This window comes from Methylophilus sp. DMC18 (genome assembly GCF_056314005.1).
The window spans coordinates 1-19417 of the sequence record NZ_JBQUZE010000001.1 but is presented as its reverse complement, the minus strand read 5'-3'; the positions used below and the strand labels follow the sequence as shown (position 1 = coordinate 19417).

The 19417-nt window shown below is 51.1% G+C and carries 19 protein-coding genes; 1 reads left to right on the top strand and 18 read right to left on the bottom strand.

From position 1 onward, the window contains the following. Positions 1-31 precede the first annotated feature (31 nt). The 4 genes from ACT53G_RS00095 to epsA form a co-directional block, all read right to left on the bottom strand. A complete protein-coding gene (locus ACT53G_RS00095; protein WP_476168358.1) occupies positions 32-1705 on the bottom strand; it encodes a ShlB/FhaC/HecB family hemolysin secretion/activation protein in 1674 nt (557 codons plus the stop codon). Positions 1706-2072: 367 nt separating this feature from the next. After that, positions 2073-3488 (bottom strand): hypothetical protein, encoded by a 1416-nt coding sequence (locus ACT53G_RS00090; protein ID WP_476155531.1) that lies wholly within the window; start codon positions 3486-3488, stop codon positions 2073-2075. An 85-nt stretch (positions 3489-3573) separates the two neighbouring features. Continuing rightward, a complete protein-coding gene (locus ACT53G_RS00085) occupies positions 3574-4368 on the bottom strand; it encodes a PEP-CTERM sorting domain-containing protein (RefSeq protein WP_476155533.1) in 795 nt (264 codons plus the stop codon). 266 nt (positions 4369-4634) lie between these two features. Next, on the bottom strand, positions 4635-5468 hold the full coding sequence (gene epsA / locus ACT53G_RS00080; RefSeq protein WP_194747429.1) for an XrtB/PEP-CTERM-associated transcriptional regulator EpsA: 834 nt from the start codon (positions 5466-5468) through the stop codon (positions 4635-4637). 264 nt (positions 5469-5732) lie between these two features. On the opposite strand from epsA, the gene ACT53G_RS00075 reads away from it, so the two are divergent. Beyond that, positions 5733-6377: a lytic transglycosylase domain-containing protein gene (locus tag ACT53G_RS00075; protein WP_476168357.1), complete on the top strand. Its 645-nt coding sequence runs from the start codon at positions 5733-5735 to the stop codon at positions 6375-6377. Here the strand turns inward: ACT53G_RS00075 and ACT53G_RS00070 are convergent. From ACT53G_RS00070 to ispD, 14 genes are all read right to left on the bottom strand, one after another. Next, positions 6374-6901 carry a type II secretion system protein gene (locus ACT53G_RS00070; protein ID WP_476168356.1) on the bottom strand — a complete coding sequence of 176 codons (528 nt, stop codon included), beginning with the start codon at positions 6899-6901 and terminating at the stop codon, positions 6374-6376. The genes ACT53G_RS00075 and ACT53G_RS00070 overlap by 4 nt on opposite strands. A gap of 24 nt (positions 6902-6925) precedes the next feature. Continuing rightward, a complete protein-coding gene (locus ACT53G_RS00065) occupies positions 6926-7318 on the bottom strand; it encodes a type II secretion system protein (protein WP_476155539.1) in 393 nt (130 codons plus the stop codon). Continuing rightward, complete coding sequence (locus ACT53G_RS00060; RefSeq protein ID WP_379076988.1) at positions 7305-7811, bottom strand: type II secretion system protein; 507 nt, start codon at positions 7809-7811, stop codon at positions 7305-7307. The genes ACT53G_RS00065 and ACT53G_RS00060 overlap by 14 nt, the downstream gene beginning before the upstream one ends. Beyond that, entirely contained in the window at positions 7811-9838 is a 2028-nt protein-coding gene (locus ACT53G_RS00055; protein ID WP_476168355.1) for a secretin N-terminal domain-containing protein, read from the bottom strand. Before ACT53G_RS00055 ends, ACT53G_RS00060 begins: the two co-directional genes overlap by 1 nt. Continuing rightward, on the bottom strand, positions 9835-10485 hold the full coding sequence (locus tag ACT53G_RS00050; protein WP_476168354.1) for a hypothetical protein: 651 nt from the start codon (positions 10483-10485) through the stop codon (positions 9835-9837). Before ACT53G_RS00050 ends, ACT53G_RS00055 begins: the two co-directional genes overlap by 4 nt. Then, entirely contained in the window at positions 10475-11092 is a 618-nt protein-coding gene (locus ACT53G_RS00045) for a hypothetical protein (RefSeq protein WP_476168353.1), read from the bottom strand. The genes ACT53G_RS00050 and ACT53G_RS00045 overlap by 11 nt, the downstream gene beginning before the upstream one ends. Then, positions 11089-11667 carry a PilN domain-containing protein gene (locus ACT53G_RS00040; RefSeq protein ID WP_476168352.1) on the bottom strand — a complete coding sequence of 193 codons (579 nt, stop codon included), beginning with the start codon at positions 11665-11667 and terminating at the stop codon, positions 11089-11091. The genes ACT53G_RS00045 and ACT53G_RS00040 overlap by 4 nt, the downstream gene beginning before the upstream one ends. Next, entirely contained in the window at positions 11651-12493 is an 843-nt protein-coding gene (locus tag ACT53G_RS00035; protein ID WP_476168351.1) for a hypothetical protein, read from the bottom strand. Before ACT53G_RS00035 ends, ACT53G_RS00040 begins: the two co-directional genes overlap by 17 nt. Then, positions 12474-14186 (bottom strand): GspE/PulE family protein, encoded by a 1713-nt coding sequence (locus ACT53G_RS00030; protein ID WP_194747448.1) that lies wholly within the window; start codon positions 14184-14186, stop codon positions 12474-12476. The genes ACT53G_RS00035 and ACT53G_RS00030 overlap by 20 nt, the downstream gene beginning before the upstream one ends. Then, positions 14183-15355, bottom strand: coding sequence for a type II secretion system F family protein (locus ACT53G_RS00025; RefSeq protein ID WP_476168350.1), 1173 nt, complete (start codon positions 15353-15355; stop codon positions 14183-14185). Before ACT53G_RS00025 ends, ACT53G_RS00030 begins: the two co-directional genes overlap by 4 nt. Positions 15356-15360: 5 nt before the next feature. Then, positions 15361-15783, bottom strand: a complete 423-nt coding sequence (gspG, locus tag ACT53G_RS00020; protein WP_275357213.1) for a type II secretion system major pseudopilin GspG — start codon at positions 15781-15783, stop codon at positions 15361-15363. 187 nt (positions 15784-15970) lie between these two features. Next, complete coding sequence (locus ACT53G_RS00015; protein ID WP_476168349.1) at positions 15971-17800, bottom strand: ABC transporter ATP-binding protein; 1830 nt, start codon at positions 17798-17800, stop codon at positions 15971-15973. Between the two features lie 6 nt (positions 17801-17806). Continuing rightward, positions 17807-18289 carry a 2-C-methyl-D-erythritol 2,4-cyclodiphosphate synthase gene (gene ispF / locus ACT53G_RS00010; protein ID WP_275357215.1) on the bottom strand — a complete coding sequence of 161 codons (483 nt, stop codon included), beginning with the start codon at positions 18287-18289 and terminating at the stop codon, positions 17807-17809. 12 nt (positions 18290-18301) lie between these two features. Further along, positions 18302-18994, bottom strand: coding sequence for a 2-C-methyl-D-erythritol 4-phosphate cytidylyltransferase (gene ispD, locus ACT53G_RS00005; RefSeq protein ID WP_476168348.1), 693 nt, complete (start codon positions 18992-18994; stop codon positions 18302-18304). Positions 18995-19417 lie beyond the last annotated feature (423 nt).

Below are 19417 nucleotides of genomic sequence, written 5' to 3'. Positions count from 1 at the left end.
CTTTACCTCGTAAAATTCAGCCTGCTTCTAACTACCAGTCAAAACCGACTCTAAAATGCAAACGCGTATCCCCGACCTCATACATCCCGGTAGGTTTAGTTGCTCTCCGACCATTTTCTAGCTCCCAGCTTGACTGCAGAACGCGGGCAAAATCCAGTCGCAAAAACAACCCTCTCACCCCTTTTACATCTATGCCAAAACCATAAGACGACAGGATGTAACGCTCAATTTGTGAAATTTTGTCATCGGCAAAAGTGATAGGATCCCGTGTTTTAGCAAGACCATAGTCATAAAAGCCAAGCAAACGCAGCTCTTTAACCCAAGAGCCAACATATTTTTGCAAGGGCGGTGTCCGCAACTCAATATTGAGATTGGCACCATTGTCACCGAGCGCACTGGCTTCAAGAAAGCCGCGTACGGTATCTAGGCCACCCAAAAAGAACTGCTCATTGGAAACCAAAGAGTCACCTGTGACCTGACCACCAATAGAACCGTAGGCTTGCCATTGGTATGGCAAGGTGTGTGTGTGCTCAAGCTGACCGCGCAAATAAGAAAAATTTGGCCGCGCCAAAAAACGTCTATTCGCAAACTCTTTTTCATCATTGACCAACGCTTTGGTAGAAAACACAAAATTCAAGTCAAGCTTGGATGTACTTTCTGGCGTAGTCAGGTTGCCGTTGTAGCCAATCAAAAAAGGCAAGTAAGTAATCGGATTGCTACCTAAGTCGGCACCCAATCGCCGAGTGTTTTGCTGAAAATCTTTGTAATCGACACCGAGTGTCACATTGTGATTAAATCCAGAAATCGGGCTAGGCATCGGATGGATGTAGCGCAAACCATACAAATCACCTCTGCCGACCACATTCAAATCACCCACAGCACTAATATCACTTTCGTTAACTGCACCATACATCGCCCAATAGTCTCCGGCATAAGGGATCACATAGGTAGCTGAAAAGACCTTGACCTGATTTGTATCTTCAGGAGTCACCTGAAAACTTAAACCAAGGCTGTGGTCTCTCTGCCATAGGTTGTCGTATCTCAAGTTGCCGGAAAGCCTTGTTTTAGTTGTGTTAGGCGTATAGCGATTGTTGTATTCCATACTGGCGTGTAATGGAAACTTGTCGTCTACTTTCAAATCCACTTCGACCATGCCAGGTGTTTTGCCAGGGCGCAACACAGGCGCGACAACACGATCCTGATTGATATTCACTGAGGCAATTTGTTTCTGCACAGTCGGAAAATGTGGAACCTGGCCTTCCTTGAACTCGGTCACACTTTGTCTGATCTTACCGAGAGAGTAGTACCGGGAGCCAACAACATTGAGCCGCTCAACCTTTCCTTCCAGCACGTCCAGCTTCACAAGCCCGGCATTGACTTCCTGCTCGGGGATATTCACAAATACGGTAAGATAACCCGCATCATGAAACGCTTTCTCAAGCGCACTGCGTGCCTTCTCGACATCTTCAATCGTGCGCTGCTCTCCAAGATAGGGGTAAACCGCTTTTTCAATGTCAGAAACACCCAGAACAGTATTACCCTCAATCACATATTCAAAAATATCAAACTGATCTTTGCTTTCCGTTTGTGGAGAGGCATTTACATCTGATCCAGCTTCATCGCTAGTGGTTACGCCCCAGGCACTCACTGCTTTTGATGCCGATGTCTCGACCTCTGCTGCACACAAAGCAAAAGACCAAAGCACACAGGCCAAACACATTAAACGCAAGAACAATTGCAAACCCTTTCAATATCCGTTGAATCGCCAGAGGCGCTTCTTAAGGCTTGCCATTTTGAGAGCACACCGTGTCACAAAGATGAAATGCGGACTAGTCCGGTGGCTGATTTGGTTAGCCCGAGTGGGTCATTGCAGCGATCCGATGAGATCAAGTCGTTTCTATAGCAATCAAATGCGAATCAATGAATCAGTGGGTGGCTGAAAAATGCGATTGAGTGCTGATACATCTACATTCACGAGCAATCAAAAAACAGGGCATAAATAAAAAAGCACACCCGGTAAGGTGTGCTTTTAAAAAACTGAATATAGCTTTTGGCTACATTAAGCGATTTGATTAAAACTTCCAGGTCAATGGACGGCAGTTGTTACCTGAACGAGTTGTTTTAGTAATGTGTACGCCAGCGTTTGTAGCTGGGCATGCATTTGAAGCTGAGTTCAAGATCAAGCCACGTGGCACTGAAGTGCAAGATACAGTTGATAAACCACTAACGATGTTATTGATCACAGTCTCACCAAATGTCCCAATTGCTTCATTGGCAATAAAGCCTTTCAGCTCAATCTGGAAAGGATACTGCCCTTGTGCAGAAGTGTAGCGAGCAAAACTGTCAACAGTATTATTTGCGCCAGTTTCAGGGTGCACACCATCTACTTTCAGGTAGCGTCTACCTGCAGCTGAAGCGTTCTCAAGAGAAACCACACCAACTGCAAAATCACCTGCCGTTGTCGCATTTGAAATTGCATTGCGAACATCAGCTGTTTCACCACCTTCGATGACATTGTAGAAGTCAGGGTCACTATCTGCAGCCTTAGTAGCAACCAATGCGCCGCCAGTAGATGGGTTACCCAAACATGGGTTACCCATGAAGAATGCATTAGAGGAACCTTGTGTACCGGAAGTATTCACACGACGTGCGATCACTACTTTTTTAGAGGCATCAACACCTAATGGTGCCCAAGTTGCCAAAGGATCGGATGCCAAAGAAGCGTACTGCTGTTTGCTAATCGATGGTGCATTTTTTGGCAGGAAGCTTGGATCAGCTGTATTAGCATCAGCTTCAGAGGCATAAATCCCTTGCGCTACTTGCATTGCACGATAGAGAGGTTCTGAAGCCATTACGCCAAAAACTTGTGTAACTCCGGCATCAAGTTCTTTACCAAAAGGCGAAGCATCTACACCAAACAACGCAGCTTCCACATCAGAAAACCCACCTGCTGGTTTTTTGGGTGTATTGTCAGTTGCTGCAAAACCATTGATGACAGCACTTGTACATCTGTATACAGGGGTGCCACCTTGATTAGTAACAGTAATTGTTCCTTGATTTGAACAGCTTGCAGTTGCAACATTCGCCAAACGATTCAGGTTTGTTATTACACCAACAGAACCAGTACCGGCAACATCGTTCGGTACATGTGGCGCAAATGCATTGAATGAGCCGCCCTGATTAGTGTGATACAGTACAGATACTACTCCACCACGCTTACAGGCGTAAGCAAACGCATTACCTGTATTGCTTGCGCCGGGATTAGCTGCACCTGCAGTGCCACCGTGGAATACGGCCAATGTGTTAGCATCGCAACCAGCAGCAAAACCTAAAAATACATTATATGTTGGAGCAGATGCACCTGAGATCCAAGCTTGATTAAGTTTAGAGGCATTTTTAATATCTGTTGGAGTCACTGCTGCTGCAAATGCGCTAGTCGCAGAGAATGCAGTCACCATAATGATGGCCAATTTGTTCAATTTCAACATGTTCGCTTCCTTAAATTAAAGTTTGATTGGCGGTCAGCTTTTGGCTGACCGTTATTCATGGCTTAAATATAATAGTGATGAATTATTAAGCCTTGCGACGACGCGCGACCAAACCGATCACACCCAGACCAGCAAGCAACATGGCATAGCTGTCAGCTTCTGGCACCGCAGTTACAGCACCAACAGTCAACAAACCAGCGGATGAAAGTTTGAATGTATAGTTGGTACCTGCAGCATTTGCCACAAACTCGGCAGTTGGTGTTTTAGAACCTTTAGACAAAACATGCAACATTTCAATACTTTGGCCAATTTCAGCTCTAGCAATAGGACCAGCGCTGCCAGGTTTACCAGTGCCATAAGCATTTGCGCTACCAGCACCTGCCGTTTCAGTTAAAGTAGCAGTACTTGCACCATTGGTCTCGGAGCCATGATTGCCTGAGCTAATGCTGTTGTTCGCATTAATGTATACATCCATTTTGTTCACTACAGTGCTAACGGCCCCTGCGCTAGCGATCTGTGACATACCATCTGTACTATTAGCTGTAGTGTAGTAGCCATAAGCATCTGCAGTTCTAGCAGTACCTAGGCTATCGCCTGCAAAAACGGCCCAGTAAGTAGGCTTGCTGGAAGAACCTGAAATGAAGCTCCATGCATCAGCATAGCTACCAGCAGCAATGTTAAATGAACCTTGATTGACTAAGCTGGCGAATGAGTTGTAGTTAAAGCCCAGATCAAAAGTAGCTGAGCCAATATCTGCATTCCAAATAGACAGTACAAAGCTGCCATTACCAGTAGAACCCAAATCCATTTTAGCTTGTGCAGACAATGATGCAGCAGACAACGCCAACGCGGCTACCAATGCTTTATATTGAAATTTCATAAACCTCTCCTAAAAATTATTAAAAACAGCTGAAAGAACAAACCATCAAGATGGCGATTTAAAACACAACGTTAGAAATATTGTCAGACCAGCATGTCATCCCTATGATTTGCAGTTAGTCCACATGGACTAGTTCAAAACAAAAAGAATTTGCCAGTCGATGAATCCAGCAGAGTTTAAGGAGAGGAGATGACATCCATTCAACAGAGACTAGTCCTATCGGACTATATTGACTAAAGGCCAGCAAAAAATATATGACGACAGGTTTACTGCTTCCTATGAATTAACCCTAGCTTTAGCGCCTTGCTCGCGGCCTGACTACGATTTTCAACATCCAGCTTACGTAAGATGTTCTGAACATGGTTTTTGATTGTGAGCGGGCTGACTTGCATAATATTGCCAATTTCCCAATTGGTTTTTCCGACCAGCAACCACTCAAGCACTTCGACCTCGCGCTTGCTTAACGGCTTGACCCGACCGTTTTTGGTTGCGGTTGATAAAACAGATGGACATTTGTTAGAGGTGACTTTAACAATCGCACAATGTAGGTGTGGCATCAACAACTCAAGCAGGTGTGCAGTACGTGCATTGGATGGGGAGCTCAAGCGGCCAAACATCACCATGGTGGCAATTCGGCTATGCTCATTGCCAAATCCATGCACCACGAACCGTTTAAGCTCAGAAGCTAGCATAGGCTCGGCAGCAATTTGTTCTATTGCATAATGACTATGAACCTGTGATGCGTGTTCGGTGGTATAGAACAGAGGGGTACCAAGTTTTCCCCACTGCATAAAAGCCTGATTAACAAGACCGTCTTGTTCGTGCAACACCAGATCGAACTGCGCATCACCGAAATAACGACTAGAGGTCAGATACTCGTAATCGTAACTGGCACGCTCCATGCCACGCACAGCGATAATCACCACTTCGTGGGCAAGCAAATATTGAAAACCACGCTGCAACCAGTTAAATAAATGTGCACGATTTTGCAGACGAAGTGATTCCTCGATCACCTCCATAAATAGCGTGCGTTGTTCCTCATTCAGTGCCAACGTCCATTGATCATTGGCCTGATCGTTCCCTGTGATTATGGTGTCCATGTGTTGTGCACATTGATATAAATGTGCAGCAAGTGTGCTTAAAATTTGTGACAAAAAAATGATTGCACAGCGTCAGTTTGTTGATGAATTAATGACAACGGATTAATACGCGGACTATTCTTTACGAAGAGAAAAATTCATCAGACAAAGCAGTCATCAAGCAACAGCAATGGTGATAGAAGCATTCACGCACTGAGCGCTCATTAACAATATAACCAGTCTACGTGTCTTAAGAATGTCACTTGCGCATGAGACTATTGAGAGATGCCAAACCTCGTAGTCAAATTGCGTGTATTTTTTGTGCTCACCTTACTGGTGTGCATTCCAGCACACGCGGCTGACGCGATTGAATACTTGGCCGGACAAATTGTTCTGGACCCTTCTGATGACACAGAAATTGTGATCAGCAATACTGCATTTCCTGACACCGAGACCGAATTGGCAATTGGAGACAGTGAGCGCAAAGCCTTGACATCGCGCTGGTCGTCAGAAAACTTGCCTTATCAGGCAGAAGTACAAGCAGCTGCGCAAGTTACACAACTTGAGCCCGCGCTGATTCACGCCGTGATTGCTACCGAGTCTGGCTACAATGCCAAAGCCACTTCGCCTAAAGGGGCTTATGGCTTGATGCAGGTGATGCCGGCCACCGCAAAAACGCTGACCCCTACCCCGGTGCGGGCCTGGTCGGCCTCGCAACAAATCTTATGGGGATCCCGCTATTTAAAGCAGCTCATGGACTTGTTTGAAGGCGATGTGGTACTGGCCCTGGCGGCTTACAATGCTGGCCCGCAAGCAGTCAAGTCGCATCAGCGGACGGTGCCGCCTTATGCAGAAACGCAGCAATATGTGCCTAAAGTATTACGCTACTACCAATTATTTAAAACCCATCTTATTCAACCGCGACATTAGCGGTTGGCCCAGGCCTCTTCTAAACCAGCCAGACTATTCGGCTCGTAGATAAACTTCCAGTCACTGTAATGCTTGGCCGCTTGAAAGTCGGCTTGCGCATCCTGAAAACCATTGCGACGGATGGGCACAAGCGTAGACGGACTATAGACGCCGATAATGCGCCCGTCTTTAAGGATCAGTCGCATGCCGTGCTTCACCGCAAAAGGATCTGCGTAGAGTTTGCGTAGATGTCTTTTTGGCACAGGAAACCGCTTGTCTTCAAGCAGCTCCTCCAGATTGGCAGGATATTGTTTGACTGAAATTGGCGTAGATTCATAATAACGCCCGATTGCCAGCCGGTAAGCTTCCCCCACCTCAAGCAAAAGCGCTTCGTTGCTACGTTGAGACTGTTGTTGCCAAAGGCTGGCTGCCCCCTGCATAGCAATCGCTGCAATCGCCAGGGTGACCATGATGCCTAAATACGAAAAGCCGCGCAGGAATACGCTGCCACGCGGATAGGTGACTGCTGGTTTAACAGGCCTCATATCAAGCGACATAGCCCTGGCCCATTACCAGTCCGTATAGGCGCTGCCATCCGAAGCCTGGCCGGTCGCACTGCTATGCAAGGTATAAACGCCACCCAGCAAAGGCAGCTCTGGCGGTGTAATTACCCAGGCATCGTTATGCTCCGAGATAGGGTCCCAAGGTAATTTGTCCAGATAGCGCTTATCCACTAGCTCCTGCAGGCTTTCCGGGTATTGCCCCTGATCGGCATAAAACTCATCCAGCGCCTTGCGCGTGGTAATTAACTGTTGTTTGAGCGCCTGCTCTTTGGCGCGTTGTACGCCAGAAAAATAGCGCGGTAGTGCCAGCGACAGTAACAAGGCTAAAATCGACAGCACCACCAATAACTCCACCAGCGTGAAGCCACGCCACCGCCGCCAACGATTACCACTGCGCATAGGGAACTCCATTCAGGCCGATGCGCGGGCTCAGTGAATACACATCATAGACATCCTGGTTATAGCGCGGCTGGTCGGGTGGACTGTCATAACTACGCAAGCCCCAAGCCGCCACTGGTGCTGTGTCGTCGCGCTTGTTGAGCATGGGATCAAAAGGGATGCGCCTTAAAAAACGTAATTTTTTATGCTTGGGGTCTTTAAGATCGTCGACGCCCTCGACCAACACTTGCAAGTTGGGCGGGTAACCGCTGGCATCTGAATTTTTTTTCACACGGCCATCCTCCGCCGCCTTTTTATAGGCATCAATCGCGCGGCGGATATCATGCAAATGTGTACGCAATTGTTGTTCTTTTTGCCGCTGCACGGTGACTTGTATCATGGGCGTGGCAATGCTGGCCATGATGGCGATAATCGCTAGCGACACCATGAGCTCAATCAACGTGAATCCACAGTCTGGGCAAGCACTAGACTGCAAGCACGCGCGTTGGCGCATCAGGGGATCTCCTTGGGCGCTGGCAAACTGGTCGTGCCCTGTTCAGGCAAGTCCCTGATATTGTTTGAAAGACCATCCGCTGAGGGCGTCGCTTGTGGCGCGGCGTTTGTATTGGCCGGTGTCGTGTCTGGCGCAGGTAAAGCCGGTTCCGGCGGCGGCGCAGCATCAGGCGTATCATTGGCGGGCTCATTGGCAGGTGTGTTGCTGCCCTCATTCAACTCATTTTGCCGCTGTAACTGCAGCTCACGGATTTGCTGGCTACGATTGAGTGAAGGCACAGCTGGCATGCTGTTCATCAGTGGCTTGTCTGAAATCACGCTGTCGGTGCCACTCCAGTACTCAGAGAAGGTGGCTTCTGGCAAAGTGACATTACTGATAACCTTGGGCGTAATCGCCAGCACAATTTCTGTTTTACTCTTGTCATCGGTATTGTTGGAGAACAGGCGGCCCAAGATCGGGATTTCGCCCAGCCCAGGTAATTTGGTTGCGTTCTTGCGCTCGGAATCCTGGATCAAGCCGGCCAGGATCTGCGTTTCGCCATGCTTAAGCCGCAGGATGGTGCTGGCATTACGGGTACCAATATTGTAAACCTTGGAATTATTGCTCAAGGTCACAGCCTCCCCCAGTGAGCTGACTTCGAGGTTCACCTTGATGCTGACAAAATCATCCAGCATGATACGCGGCTCTACCTCAAGCTTGAGGCCGACATCAACATAGGACACACTCTCGGAAGTCCCTACATTGGCGGTGGTATTGGTGGTGATCACAGGCACCTTGTTACCCACCAGCACCTTGGCTTTTTCGTTATTTTTGACGCGGATACGCGGATTGGATAACAGATTCAAATCACTGTCTGTGGTTTTGAACTGTACGCCAGGGTTAGGGCTGACGCCAATATCACTCGACTTGATGCTCTTGAGCGCTTCCAGCGTCAAGGGGCTATTGAGCACCGTGAGTGAGGTGGGATAGCTGATGCCCAGTTGTTGCAACTTGCCACGCGTGACTTCCATCACCTCAATTTCGAGCATGACCTCAGGGTCGGCAATATCCTGCGCCTTGATCATTTTTTCTGCCAAGGCCAACACTTCCGGCCGGTCACGCAACACCAGCATGTTCAGGCGCTCATCGACATACACATCACGGATTTTTAAAATCGTCCGTAACATATCCGCGCACTGCTTGGCACTGGTGTTGGCAAAATAAAAGTTACGGATCAACAGGTCCTGATAGTCCTTGTTCTTTTGCTGGGTGGCCGGATACACCAACACACTGGTGGGTGACAGCACTTTTTTCTGCAAGCCGTTGCTGGCTAGCACCATCTCCACCGCCTCTTCAATTGGCATTTTCTTGACGAACACCGAGGCCTTGGTCTCGGCTTTAATGTCTTTATCCAGCACAAAATTAATCCCGGTGGCTTTGGACAATGCCTCAAACACTACCTTGATGTTGGCATCCCGCAATTCCAGCGTGACCGGTTTGTTAATGGCGGTTTGCAATTGCGGCAGGCTGGCACGTGCACGCGGCTCCATGGCTATCAGTTGCTTTTCCAGCGCCTGGGCTTCGCTATTGGTCGGTTGCTCCAACAAAATATCCCGCACTTCCTTGAGTGCCTGCTTGGGCTGGTTGATATGCTGCTTGGCAATCTCTAACTGCTTGCGCAGCACAATTTCACGATCACTGGCACGCGCATAATCCAGCGCTTTAGGTTGATAAGGATCCAGCGTCAGGATGCGGGCATAAGCTTGCTTGGCCGTGGCAATATCGCCTTTGGCATCTGCCGCAGCGGCGTCCGCCAGCAAGGCGTTGATTGCCAGCTCACGCTCGCGAAACCAGCGGTTGCGCAAAGTCACATCCGCAGGATGCTCTGCCACCTGTTGGGCCAGCTCTTGGACTTTGCCTTCCGGGGTCGTCGCCGTCAGTTTGGGCGGAAACAGGCCGCACGATGACAGTACCAGCGTACAGGCAGCGAAAGACAAACTGCGTGGCACGCTTGACCATGATCGCAGACTTGGATTCAAAACATTCATTGGTTTAACATTTCTTCTGTTGGATTGTTTTCTGGCTCAACCTGACGCGTGGTTGCGGCTTTGCTTTTACTCAACACCACCCCTTTGTTTAATGGCAGGTAGGTGAAATACACCGCCTGCATATCCTCGCGGTCCAAGCGCCATTGCGTATCGACCTGAGAGCCCAGTTTGGGCATCAACATCTTTTTCTGCTGCATTAAAATCACCAGGTCGCCCCCCGGCATCTCCTTGAGACTACCGACATAGCTATAAGGCAAAGGCGGCGCCTGCGGCGGAGGCGGTGGGGGCGGCTTGACCGGGGGCGGTAACCATTCATGCGCCGCAAATAGCACATGCGCAGGCTTGCCCGCGGGTAACTGGCGCTTGAAATACGCGGCCTCTGGCATGGCAGCGGTTTCCACTTGAGGGCTGGCAGTTTGACTGCTCGCCACACGCGCGGACGGCTGAAGCGTATCTGTGCGACTGTCACTGCGGTCGACACTGACTGGCACAGACTGAGCCACAGCTGTCTTCTTGGCAGGTCTGACCGCAACCAGATCAAGCTCCGCTTGAGGCGCTGCCGACCATTGCCAGTAGACCAAGCCCAACGTTAACAGCAAGGCCAGCCAAATCACGGGCGAGGTCGAGGATTTGGCGCTAACTGCCATGCTTGCGCCCTCCCCGGATAAACACTGAAAACGTCAGCGTCGCGTCCAGCATCGGCTGCATGGTCTCGTTTTTGCGCAACTCGAGGCCAGTCAAGGCCATGGCAGGATATTGCCGCAACACATCGATAATAAACTGCCGGCAAGTCAGGTAATCGGTCTGAATATTGAAGCGCATGTCATATTGCTGAATCTCCTGCGTGGCGTCACTGGCGGCATGCAGTTGCCACTGGTAATCGCCCACATTCAAGGCCATCTGGCGTTTTTGCGCCAGGCGCGCAATCTGCATCATGCGTGGCGACAGGTCGGCAAACTCTGGTAATTGCTGCCATAAGGCGGCCAGGTATTCCGGCGCATTTTCGCTCACCACCGGTTTGGCAATGACGGTTGAGACCGGGGCCACAGGTGCTACCGGTTGGCTCTCAAGCTGCTGGATGGCTTGCGTGAGCAAGGCCATTTGCGCCGTTGTGGCAGACTGCTGCTGCGACAACACGCCCCATAAGATCAGCAACAAGACGCTCATCAGCATGGGCAGCCAGCCAAGATACCAGGCCGCACGGCGTAGCAGCCAGACTATAGTCAGGGCCGAAAACATACGTGCCGATTTCATGGTTGCCAGCCCCCCTGAATTTCGAAGCTGACCGGGCGCTGCGGATGGCTGTCATTGACCTGGTGTTTTTGCAAATGCACCTCATGCAGCGTCGTCAGGCCTTGCAAATGACTCACATAATTCAATAACGCCGCGTAGCTCTTCGCCTCGCCCGACAATACAAATTGGCCGCGATTGGCATCAGGGGTCAATTGCAACAATGCGATATCGGCAACCTGGCTCGCTTCTAGCGTCTGCAACAAGTCAAACCAGCGCACATTGAGTTGCTGCACAATTTTTTGCGCTGCCTTTTGTTGCGGCTGGCTTAATACCGCCACCGGCTTGATGTTGGCTTGACTGAGTGGGTGTTGCTCAGTGCGCGGCGCAGCGCCCTGCATTGCGGACTGCTGCTCGGTCAGTTGCTGCTGCCGCTGCGTGAGTGACTGCAAGTGCGCGGTTTGCTCGGCCTCTTCGGCATAGGTGAGCCATACCGTCATCAATAATGCTGCCACCAGCGCCAGTCCTGGCCAACGCACGCGTTGCCAGGCAAATAACGGACGCGCAAAATCCATATGATACTCAGGCTGCGGCGACATGACTGACCTCCTGGCGCAACTGAGTGAGTGGTCTCGCTGATGGCAACAGCTGCCAGTTGACCTGACCCGCCAAAGCTTGTTTGAGGCGATGACCGGTATTTAACGCCCTGTGGTTGCCGGGCTCGGTTACCCAGTAACACGCTGACGCCTGCACGCCCAGCAAAGTACGTTCACGCAACACCCAGTCTGCCATGGTTTCCACTGCCTGCAGAGAGGTCGCCAGCCCAGCCACATGCATGATACGCCCTTGCTCAAGCTGCAACAGCCTGAGCATTTGCGGCTCTGCGGTTAGCACGGTACCGGTTTTGGGCAGCCGGGTGTTGGCCCACAAGGCGCAAGCATAGGCTTGCACCTGCCATTGCAGGGCATGCGGACGTAACAACGCAGTCCAATCCAGTGTCTGTAACACCGGGATAGCCACCAGCAGGCTATCTTGTGGTTGGCAAACATCCTGTAAGCGGAAAGGCCAGCTACGTGCGGCTTCACCATAAGTTTGCATAAGCATGGCGCGCGCATAGGCTTGCTGATCCTGCCCGCTCCAGTCAAATGCCTGCAGACCTTGAGTCATGGCAGGCAAGCGCATCAGATGCACATGCTGGTCAGCGAGATAGAGTTCTATCTTTTGCCAGCGTGTGGCTGGCAACTGTGCCAGCACTGCCTGTAATGCTGGCTGCAGCGCAAGCGCATCTGCGCCTGACCAGGCAGTCGTCGCAAAGACAGGGGACGAAGCAAAGCCCGCCGGAATATGTTCGGCCTGCAACTGGTCAGACAACACCAGGATCCGCGTCAGGCCAAGTACGCTGAACTCAGGCAACAAACGTGACACGGTTAACCTCCTGCAAACTGGTCATGCCTTCAGCCACGGCGCTGATCGCCGCCTCGCGGATGGTACGCATACCATTTCTGGCAGCCGCCTCTTTCAACTGGCGGATCGGCTGGCGGGCAATAATCATCTCGCGTAACTCGTCATTAAGCACCAGTATTTCGGCCACCGCTTTACGGCCTTTGTAACCCGTGCCACGGCAATGGCCACAGCCCTTGGCATGCATAAACTGCATGCTGGCGGCCTGCTCAGCACTTAAGCCAGAGGCACTCAGTAAATCAGCATCCGGCACGAACGGCTCGGCACAATGCGGGCACAAGGCGCGCACCAGGCGCTGGGCAATAATGCCATTCACTGCTGACACAAAATGGTAAGGGTCTACGCCCATATGCATGAAACGGCCGATGACATCGAGCACACTGTTGGCATGCACGGTAGAAAACACCAGATGGCCAGTCAGCGCCGCTTGCACGGCAATTTGCGCAGTCTCGGCATCGCGGATTTCACCCACCATGATCTTGTCCGGGTCATGCCGCAGAATTGACCGCAGGCCGCGCGCAAAGGTCAGGCCTTTTTTCTCATTGACCGGGATTTGCAGCACACCAGGTAACTGGTACTCAACCGGGTCTTCAATGGTGATGATCTTGTCAAACCCCGTATTCACCTCTGAAATGGCGGCATATAAAGAGGTGGTTTTACCACTGCCGGTTGGGCCAGTGACCAGCACCATGCCATACGGCTCGCTGGCTAATTTGCGGAATCTGGCAATCACATCGGCATCAAAGCCCAGCGCTTTCAAACTCAAGCCTTGCGCCTGCTCGGTCAAGGCCTTGCGGTCCAGCACCCGCAGTACGGCATCCTCGCCAAACGCACTGGGCATGATAGAGACACGGAAATCAATCAGGCGGCCCATGGCATGCACTTTAAAGCGGCCATCTTGCGGAATCCGGCGTTCGGCAATATCGAGTTGCGCCATGACCTTGATCCGCGAAATGGCCTGCTCGGCACTGTCCAGACCGGGGCTATTGGCGATACTGGCCATCACCCCGTCAATCCGGTATTTCACGGCCAGACCGCCTGCATGCGTTTCAAGGTGGATATCGCTGGCGCCTGTTTTGAGGGCATCATATAAGGTGGAGTTAATCAGCTTGACGATGGGGTTGGCATCTTCGTGAATGGACTTGAGCGAGAGCTGCATGACCAGCTCGTCCTCGCCTTCTTGCATTTGCTCACTGGGCAAACCTACGCCATCCATGGCGCGCATGGTTTCTTCTTCACCCGCGAGGTAGGCGCTAATCTCCAGCCGATGTGCCAACTGCCAGACAAACGGCTGCTTTACGGCATGCTGTACCCACAACGGCAATTGGCGGTTAAACGGGTCAGCAAACACCAGAATGAGTGTTTTTTGCGCGTCATAAAATGCCAGACACTCTTTTTGCTGCGCTTCGTTATAACTGATGACTTCAAAAGCTACCTGCCACTCGCGCATATCGCGCATGGTGGCGACCGGGTAATGCAGCAAGTCAGCCAGTTGGCTCACCAGGATTTCCGTGTCCACCGGGAGCAGGTCTTCGAGCACCTCGATCACGCGCCGTTGCTGTTGCAAGGCCTGCGTTTGTGCTTGCGATAATAGTTCTGCAGAGAGCGACTGTAGTGGCTCAGCAGGCACGTGCTGATTGGGGAGAGGCTGGTTCATTGAATTTGTCCTGCCAGTTCAAAAATGGGCATATACAGCAACAGCACCACCACGCCGATCACCAGGCCAATAAATAGCATGAGCAAGGGCTCAAACAGCCGGGTAAACCAGTCTATCCAGCGTGCCAGCTCTTCATCATAAAAGCTGGCGATGCGGTCCATCATTTGTGCCACATTGCCCCCGCGCTCGCCCACCAGCAACATGCGCTCGCCTATCGGCGTCGTCATGCCGTTGACCTGGAAGGCCTGTGACAGGGGTTGCCCCTGGCTAATCATGGTTTGTGCCTGCTTGAGACTCAGCGCAAGACTGCTATCCAGCAATCCTTCCAGCGAATCAAGTGCCACCATCACTGGGGTCCCCCCCGCCAGCAACATCCCCAACGTGCGGTAAAAGCGTGCCAATTGATAGAGTTGCAGCTTTTCACCGATGGCAGGAATACGCCACAAGGTGCGTAACATCCACTGCCGCATGGCTGGATGTTTCAATAACACGACCAGCATGACCAATACACTGACCAGTAGCGTCAACATCAGCTCGCCATGCTGGGCAATCAGGCTGCCCCATTGCAGCATCAGCTGCGACATCCAAGGCAAGTCTGCCCCCGTGCCTTCGTAGACGCTGCTGAATTTAGGCACGACAAAGCCCATCAAAAACGCAATGACCAAGCCGCCAACCACGATGAGCAGCAGCGGGTAAATTGACGCGCTGACGATTTTCTTTTTGAGTAATGACACCTGATTGTCATAAGCGATATAGCGAGACAAGGCATTGCCCAGGTCGCCCGTGCGCTCGGCGGCTTTCACCGTGGCGATATAGAGGGGCGGAAATACCGCAGATTGACGCTCTAGGGCCGCAGAAAAAGACTTACCCTGCTGCAGTGATTGCAAGATGCCCTGCAAAACACCGCGTGTATGATCCTGCCGCAAAGCCAGTGCATCAATGGCTTCGACGAGGTTCAAGCCGGAATCGAGCAAGGCCAGCAACTCCTGGCTGAACAAAGCCAACGGAAACGCCTGGCGCTTGGCTATTTTGCCCTGCCTTTGTGCCTGCAGCGAGACCAGCAACAAGCCTTTCGCCTTTAACTGGGCGTAAGCATCCTGCTCATCATCGGCTTGCAGCTCCACCATGGTCAGGGTGCTGCCATTCAACACTTTTGCCTGATAGTGCATGGCATTTACCAGTTGCTGATATCCTGCGCTTCGTCACTGCCACCGACCTGGCCATCCTTACCCAGGCTGTAGAGATCATACTCGCCGTGCTGGCCGGGCATGCGGTATTGGTAAGGCTTGCCCCAAGGGTCGTTGGGCACTTCTTTTTTCAAATAAGGGCCGGCCCAGTTTGGCTGGTTATCTGGGTTATTCATCAGGGCCGTCAAGCCTTGTTCAGTACTCGGATAATGCCCGACATCCAGACGGAACTGATCCAGAGCCTGCTCCAGCGCCGCAATCTGCGCTTTGGCCGTTTTGACTTCTGACTTGCCAATCTGCTGGAAATATTTGGGGCCGACATAGCCGGCCAACAGACCGATAATGACCATCACCACCAATAACTCCAGCAAGGTAAACCCGCGATTACAACGGACAGCAAGACTAGCCATCGAAAATACTCCATGAAAATTTGATGACAATACTAAGCAGATTAGATTGCAGAAAAGTGGCGGTAATATGACAGACTGTCACAATTGAACAGAGGCGATGCCAAGCACAGCCATAAAAAAATCAGGCCGAATGGCCTGATGATTGAAACGTGATATTAGAAAAGGAACCGTCTGGGAATTGCACGGGCTATTCGCCCAGAAAGCCACCACTCTGATGCGTCCATAATTTGGCGTAAATCCCATCTTGCGCCAACAAGGCCTGATGGGTGCCGGTTTCGACCACCCGCCCCTGATCGAGCACAATCAAGCGGTCCATGGCTGCAATGGTGGACAAGCGGTGTGCAATCGCAATGACGGTTTTACCTTCCATCAACTGCGACAAATGATGTTGAATAGCGACCTCGACTTCAGAATCCAGGGCACTGGTGGCCTCATCCAGCACCAGAATGGGTGCATTTTTCAGCATGACACGGGCAATGGCAATGCGCTGCCGCTGGCCACCGGACAGCTTAACCCCGCGCTCACCGACATGGGCGTCATAGCCGGTACGGCCTTTGGCGTCGCGCAAGGTGAGGATAAATTCATGTGCCTCGGCCCGCTTGGCAGCCACTATCATCTCTTCATCGCTTGCATCTGGGCGGCCATATAAAATATTTTCCCTGACGGAGCGGTGTAATAGAGAAGTATCCTGCGTCACCATACCAATCTGTTGCCGCAAGGAGTCTTGTTTCACTGAAGCGATCGATTGCCCATCGATACGAATATGCCCGGCCTGAATGTCATAAAACCGCATCAGCAAATTGACGATGCTAGACTTGCCCGCGCCAGAGCGGCCGACCAGGCCGACACGCTCTCCGGGGCAGATATGCAAATCAAACTGCTTCAACAGGGGTGGTTGCTTGTCATAAGCAAACTCCACTTTCTCAAATACGACTTCACCCTTAGGGACGTTTAACGCGACGGCATCTGGCTGATCGAGCACGCGGTTTTCAATCGACAGCGTATTCATGCCATCTTGTACGGTGCCAATTTGCTCGTACAACGAGGTCAGCTCCCACATGACCCAATGTGAAATGCCATTTAAGCGCAGGCTCATTGCCAGCACCGCCGCAACCGCACCGGCAGCGACCAGGCCCTGTGACCACAGCCATAGCACCATGCTGCCACTGGCAATGATCAAACACATATTTAAAAAGTGATTGATACTCTCGACACAGCTCACCATGCGCATTTGCCCATGCACGGTATCCAGAAACTCTTGCATGGCCGATTGCGCATAGCTGGCCTCGCGCCCGGCATGCGAAAACAGTTTAACCGTGGAAATATTGGTATAGGCATCCGTAATCCGGCCGGTCATCAGGGAGCGCGCATCTGCCTGATGCTGTGACACTTTGGCCAGACGCGGAATAAAATATACCAGCGCGCAGGCATACAAGCTTAACCAGCCTAAAAACGGCAAAACCATCCAGGGATGAAAGCTGCCCACCACCGTGACGATGGTAGTGAAATACAGCAACACATACACCATGATATCGGCCAGAATAAACCACACCTCGCGCACAGCCAATGCAGTCTGCATCACTTTCGCCGACACGCGGCCAGCAAACTCGTCCTGATAAAACCCCATGCTTTGATTGAGCATATGCTGATGAAACTGCCAGCGCAAACGCATTGGGAAGTTACCAGCCAATGTCTGATGCTTGAGTAAGGTCTGGAACAGAATGACCACGGTACTGCCAACCAATACCGCCGCCACTAGCCATAATGTAGATTGATGCGTCGTCCATAATTGTGCCGGTTGGATGGCTGTCAACTTATCGACCACCTTGCCCATCAAGGCAAACAGCAAAGCCTCAAACGAGCCGATACAGGCTGTCAGCAGCGTCATGATTAAAATATAACGGCGCATCCCATACGAACAGGCCCACATAAAAGGCCAGAAACGGGTAGGTAAACGCGTCAGGATTTCGGCAGGAAACGGCGAAACCAGTGCTTCAAAACGGCTAAACAATCGCATCATCAACTACTTGGAATACACAGTACAAACGGCTTCTGCCGCAATACCTTCACTGCGGCCAGTGAAGCCCAGCTTTTCAGTCGTCGTCGCTTTGACGTTGACCTGTTCAATCGCCACATCGCAATCACTGGCAATATTCATACACATCTGCGAAGTATGCTTGCCCAATCGTGGCGCCTCACATATCACCGTGGCATCAATGTTACCAACCAGATAACCCTTGTCATGCAGCAAGCGCACCACATGCCGCAGAAGCTCGCGTGAATCTATGCCTTTAAAGCGCATATCTGTTGGTGGAAAATGCTTACCGATATCTCCCAACGCGACAGCCCCTAACAAGGCATCACAAATAGCGTGTAACAGGACATCTGCATCCGAATGCCCATCCAGTCCATGACTGTGCGGGATATTCACGCCACCGATAATGCAATCCCGCCCGGTTACCAGGGCGTGCACGTCAAAACCGTGCCCAATTCTCACAGGAATCATACTTTTTGCTTTCTATGACTGGCTCATCTGCATCAACGCAGCAACCACTTGCAGGTCGTCAGGATAAGTGACTTTCATGTTTTTAAGGCTACCTTGGACTAGTTTTGGGTGATGTCCCATCCACTCCATGGCTTGCGCTTCATCGGTAGGTTGTTTTTCGATCGAGTGACTGAGCGCAGATTGCAACTCCGCATATTTGAACATTTGTGGCGTTTGAGCCTGCCATAAATGATTACGCGGGATGGTCTCTGCAATCGTGGTCTGCGTCCCGGCACGCTTTAGCGTATCGGCCAGCGGCAAAGCCAGAATCGCTCCAGTATCCTCATCACCCACGCTGTCTATTAACCGTAATAGCATCTCATGATCTATGCCAGGCCGCGCGGCATCATGCACCAGAATCCAGTCTCGCGCCTGAACTTGAGTATTCAGGGCACGCAATCCGTTTAGCACACTTTCAGCGCGAGTCGCGCCACCACACAGCAGCACGCGTGTTTTCTGGCATCCCGCAAGTAAAGCCGGTTGCCAGTCCTGATCATCCTCTGCGATAACCACCGAAATGCTAGCGATGGCTGCAAACGACTCAAATGTCTGGATTACATGCTTCAACAGCGGCTCACCATTCAATGGTAAATACTGTTTCGGTCGTGATGATTGCATACGCGAACCACGACCAGCACTGGGGATTAAGACATGGTATTGAGACATCGTGTCATTTTAACATGTCTCTTTTAAGGCTTTATGCTCACACGTCTATTCCGCTGAAACTCTTGCTGAGATTTCTTGATAGCCCACTTGGGTCAATGACATACGCCTGTGTATTTTTTAAGATGTGTGTAAAAGAGGGAGAAGCAGCAGAGCAACAACCGCTTGAGCGGTGTCAATTATATTTCACGCTGCAGTGCAGCGCTTAAGTTTTCATGGCAGTCTATTTTGAGTTGATCTTAATAGACACTTCAACCCGGTGCTTGCACCGGGTTTTTTTCTGCCTGAATTTCATCTGCCTACCGCTTGCAGGCAATAAAAAAGCCCCCGACATTGCTGCCGAGGGCTTTTTAGAATAGGAGCTTGGGGATGACCTACTTTCGCATACGAAGAGTACACTATCATTGGCGCAAGTTCGTTTCACGG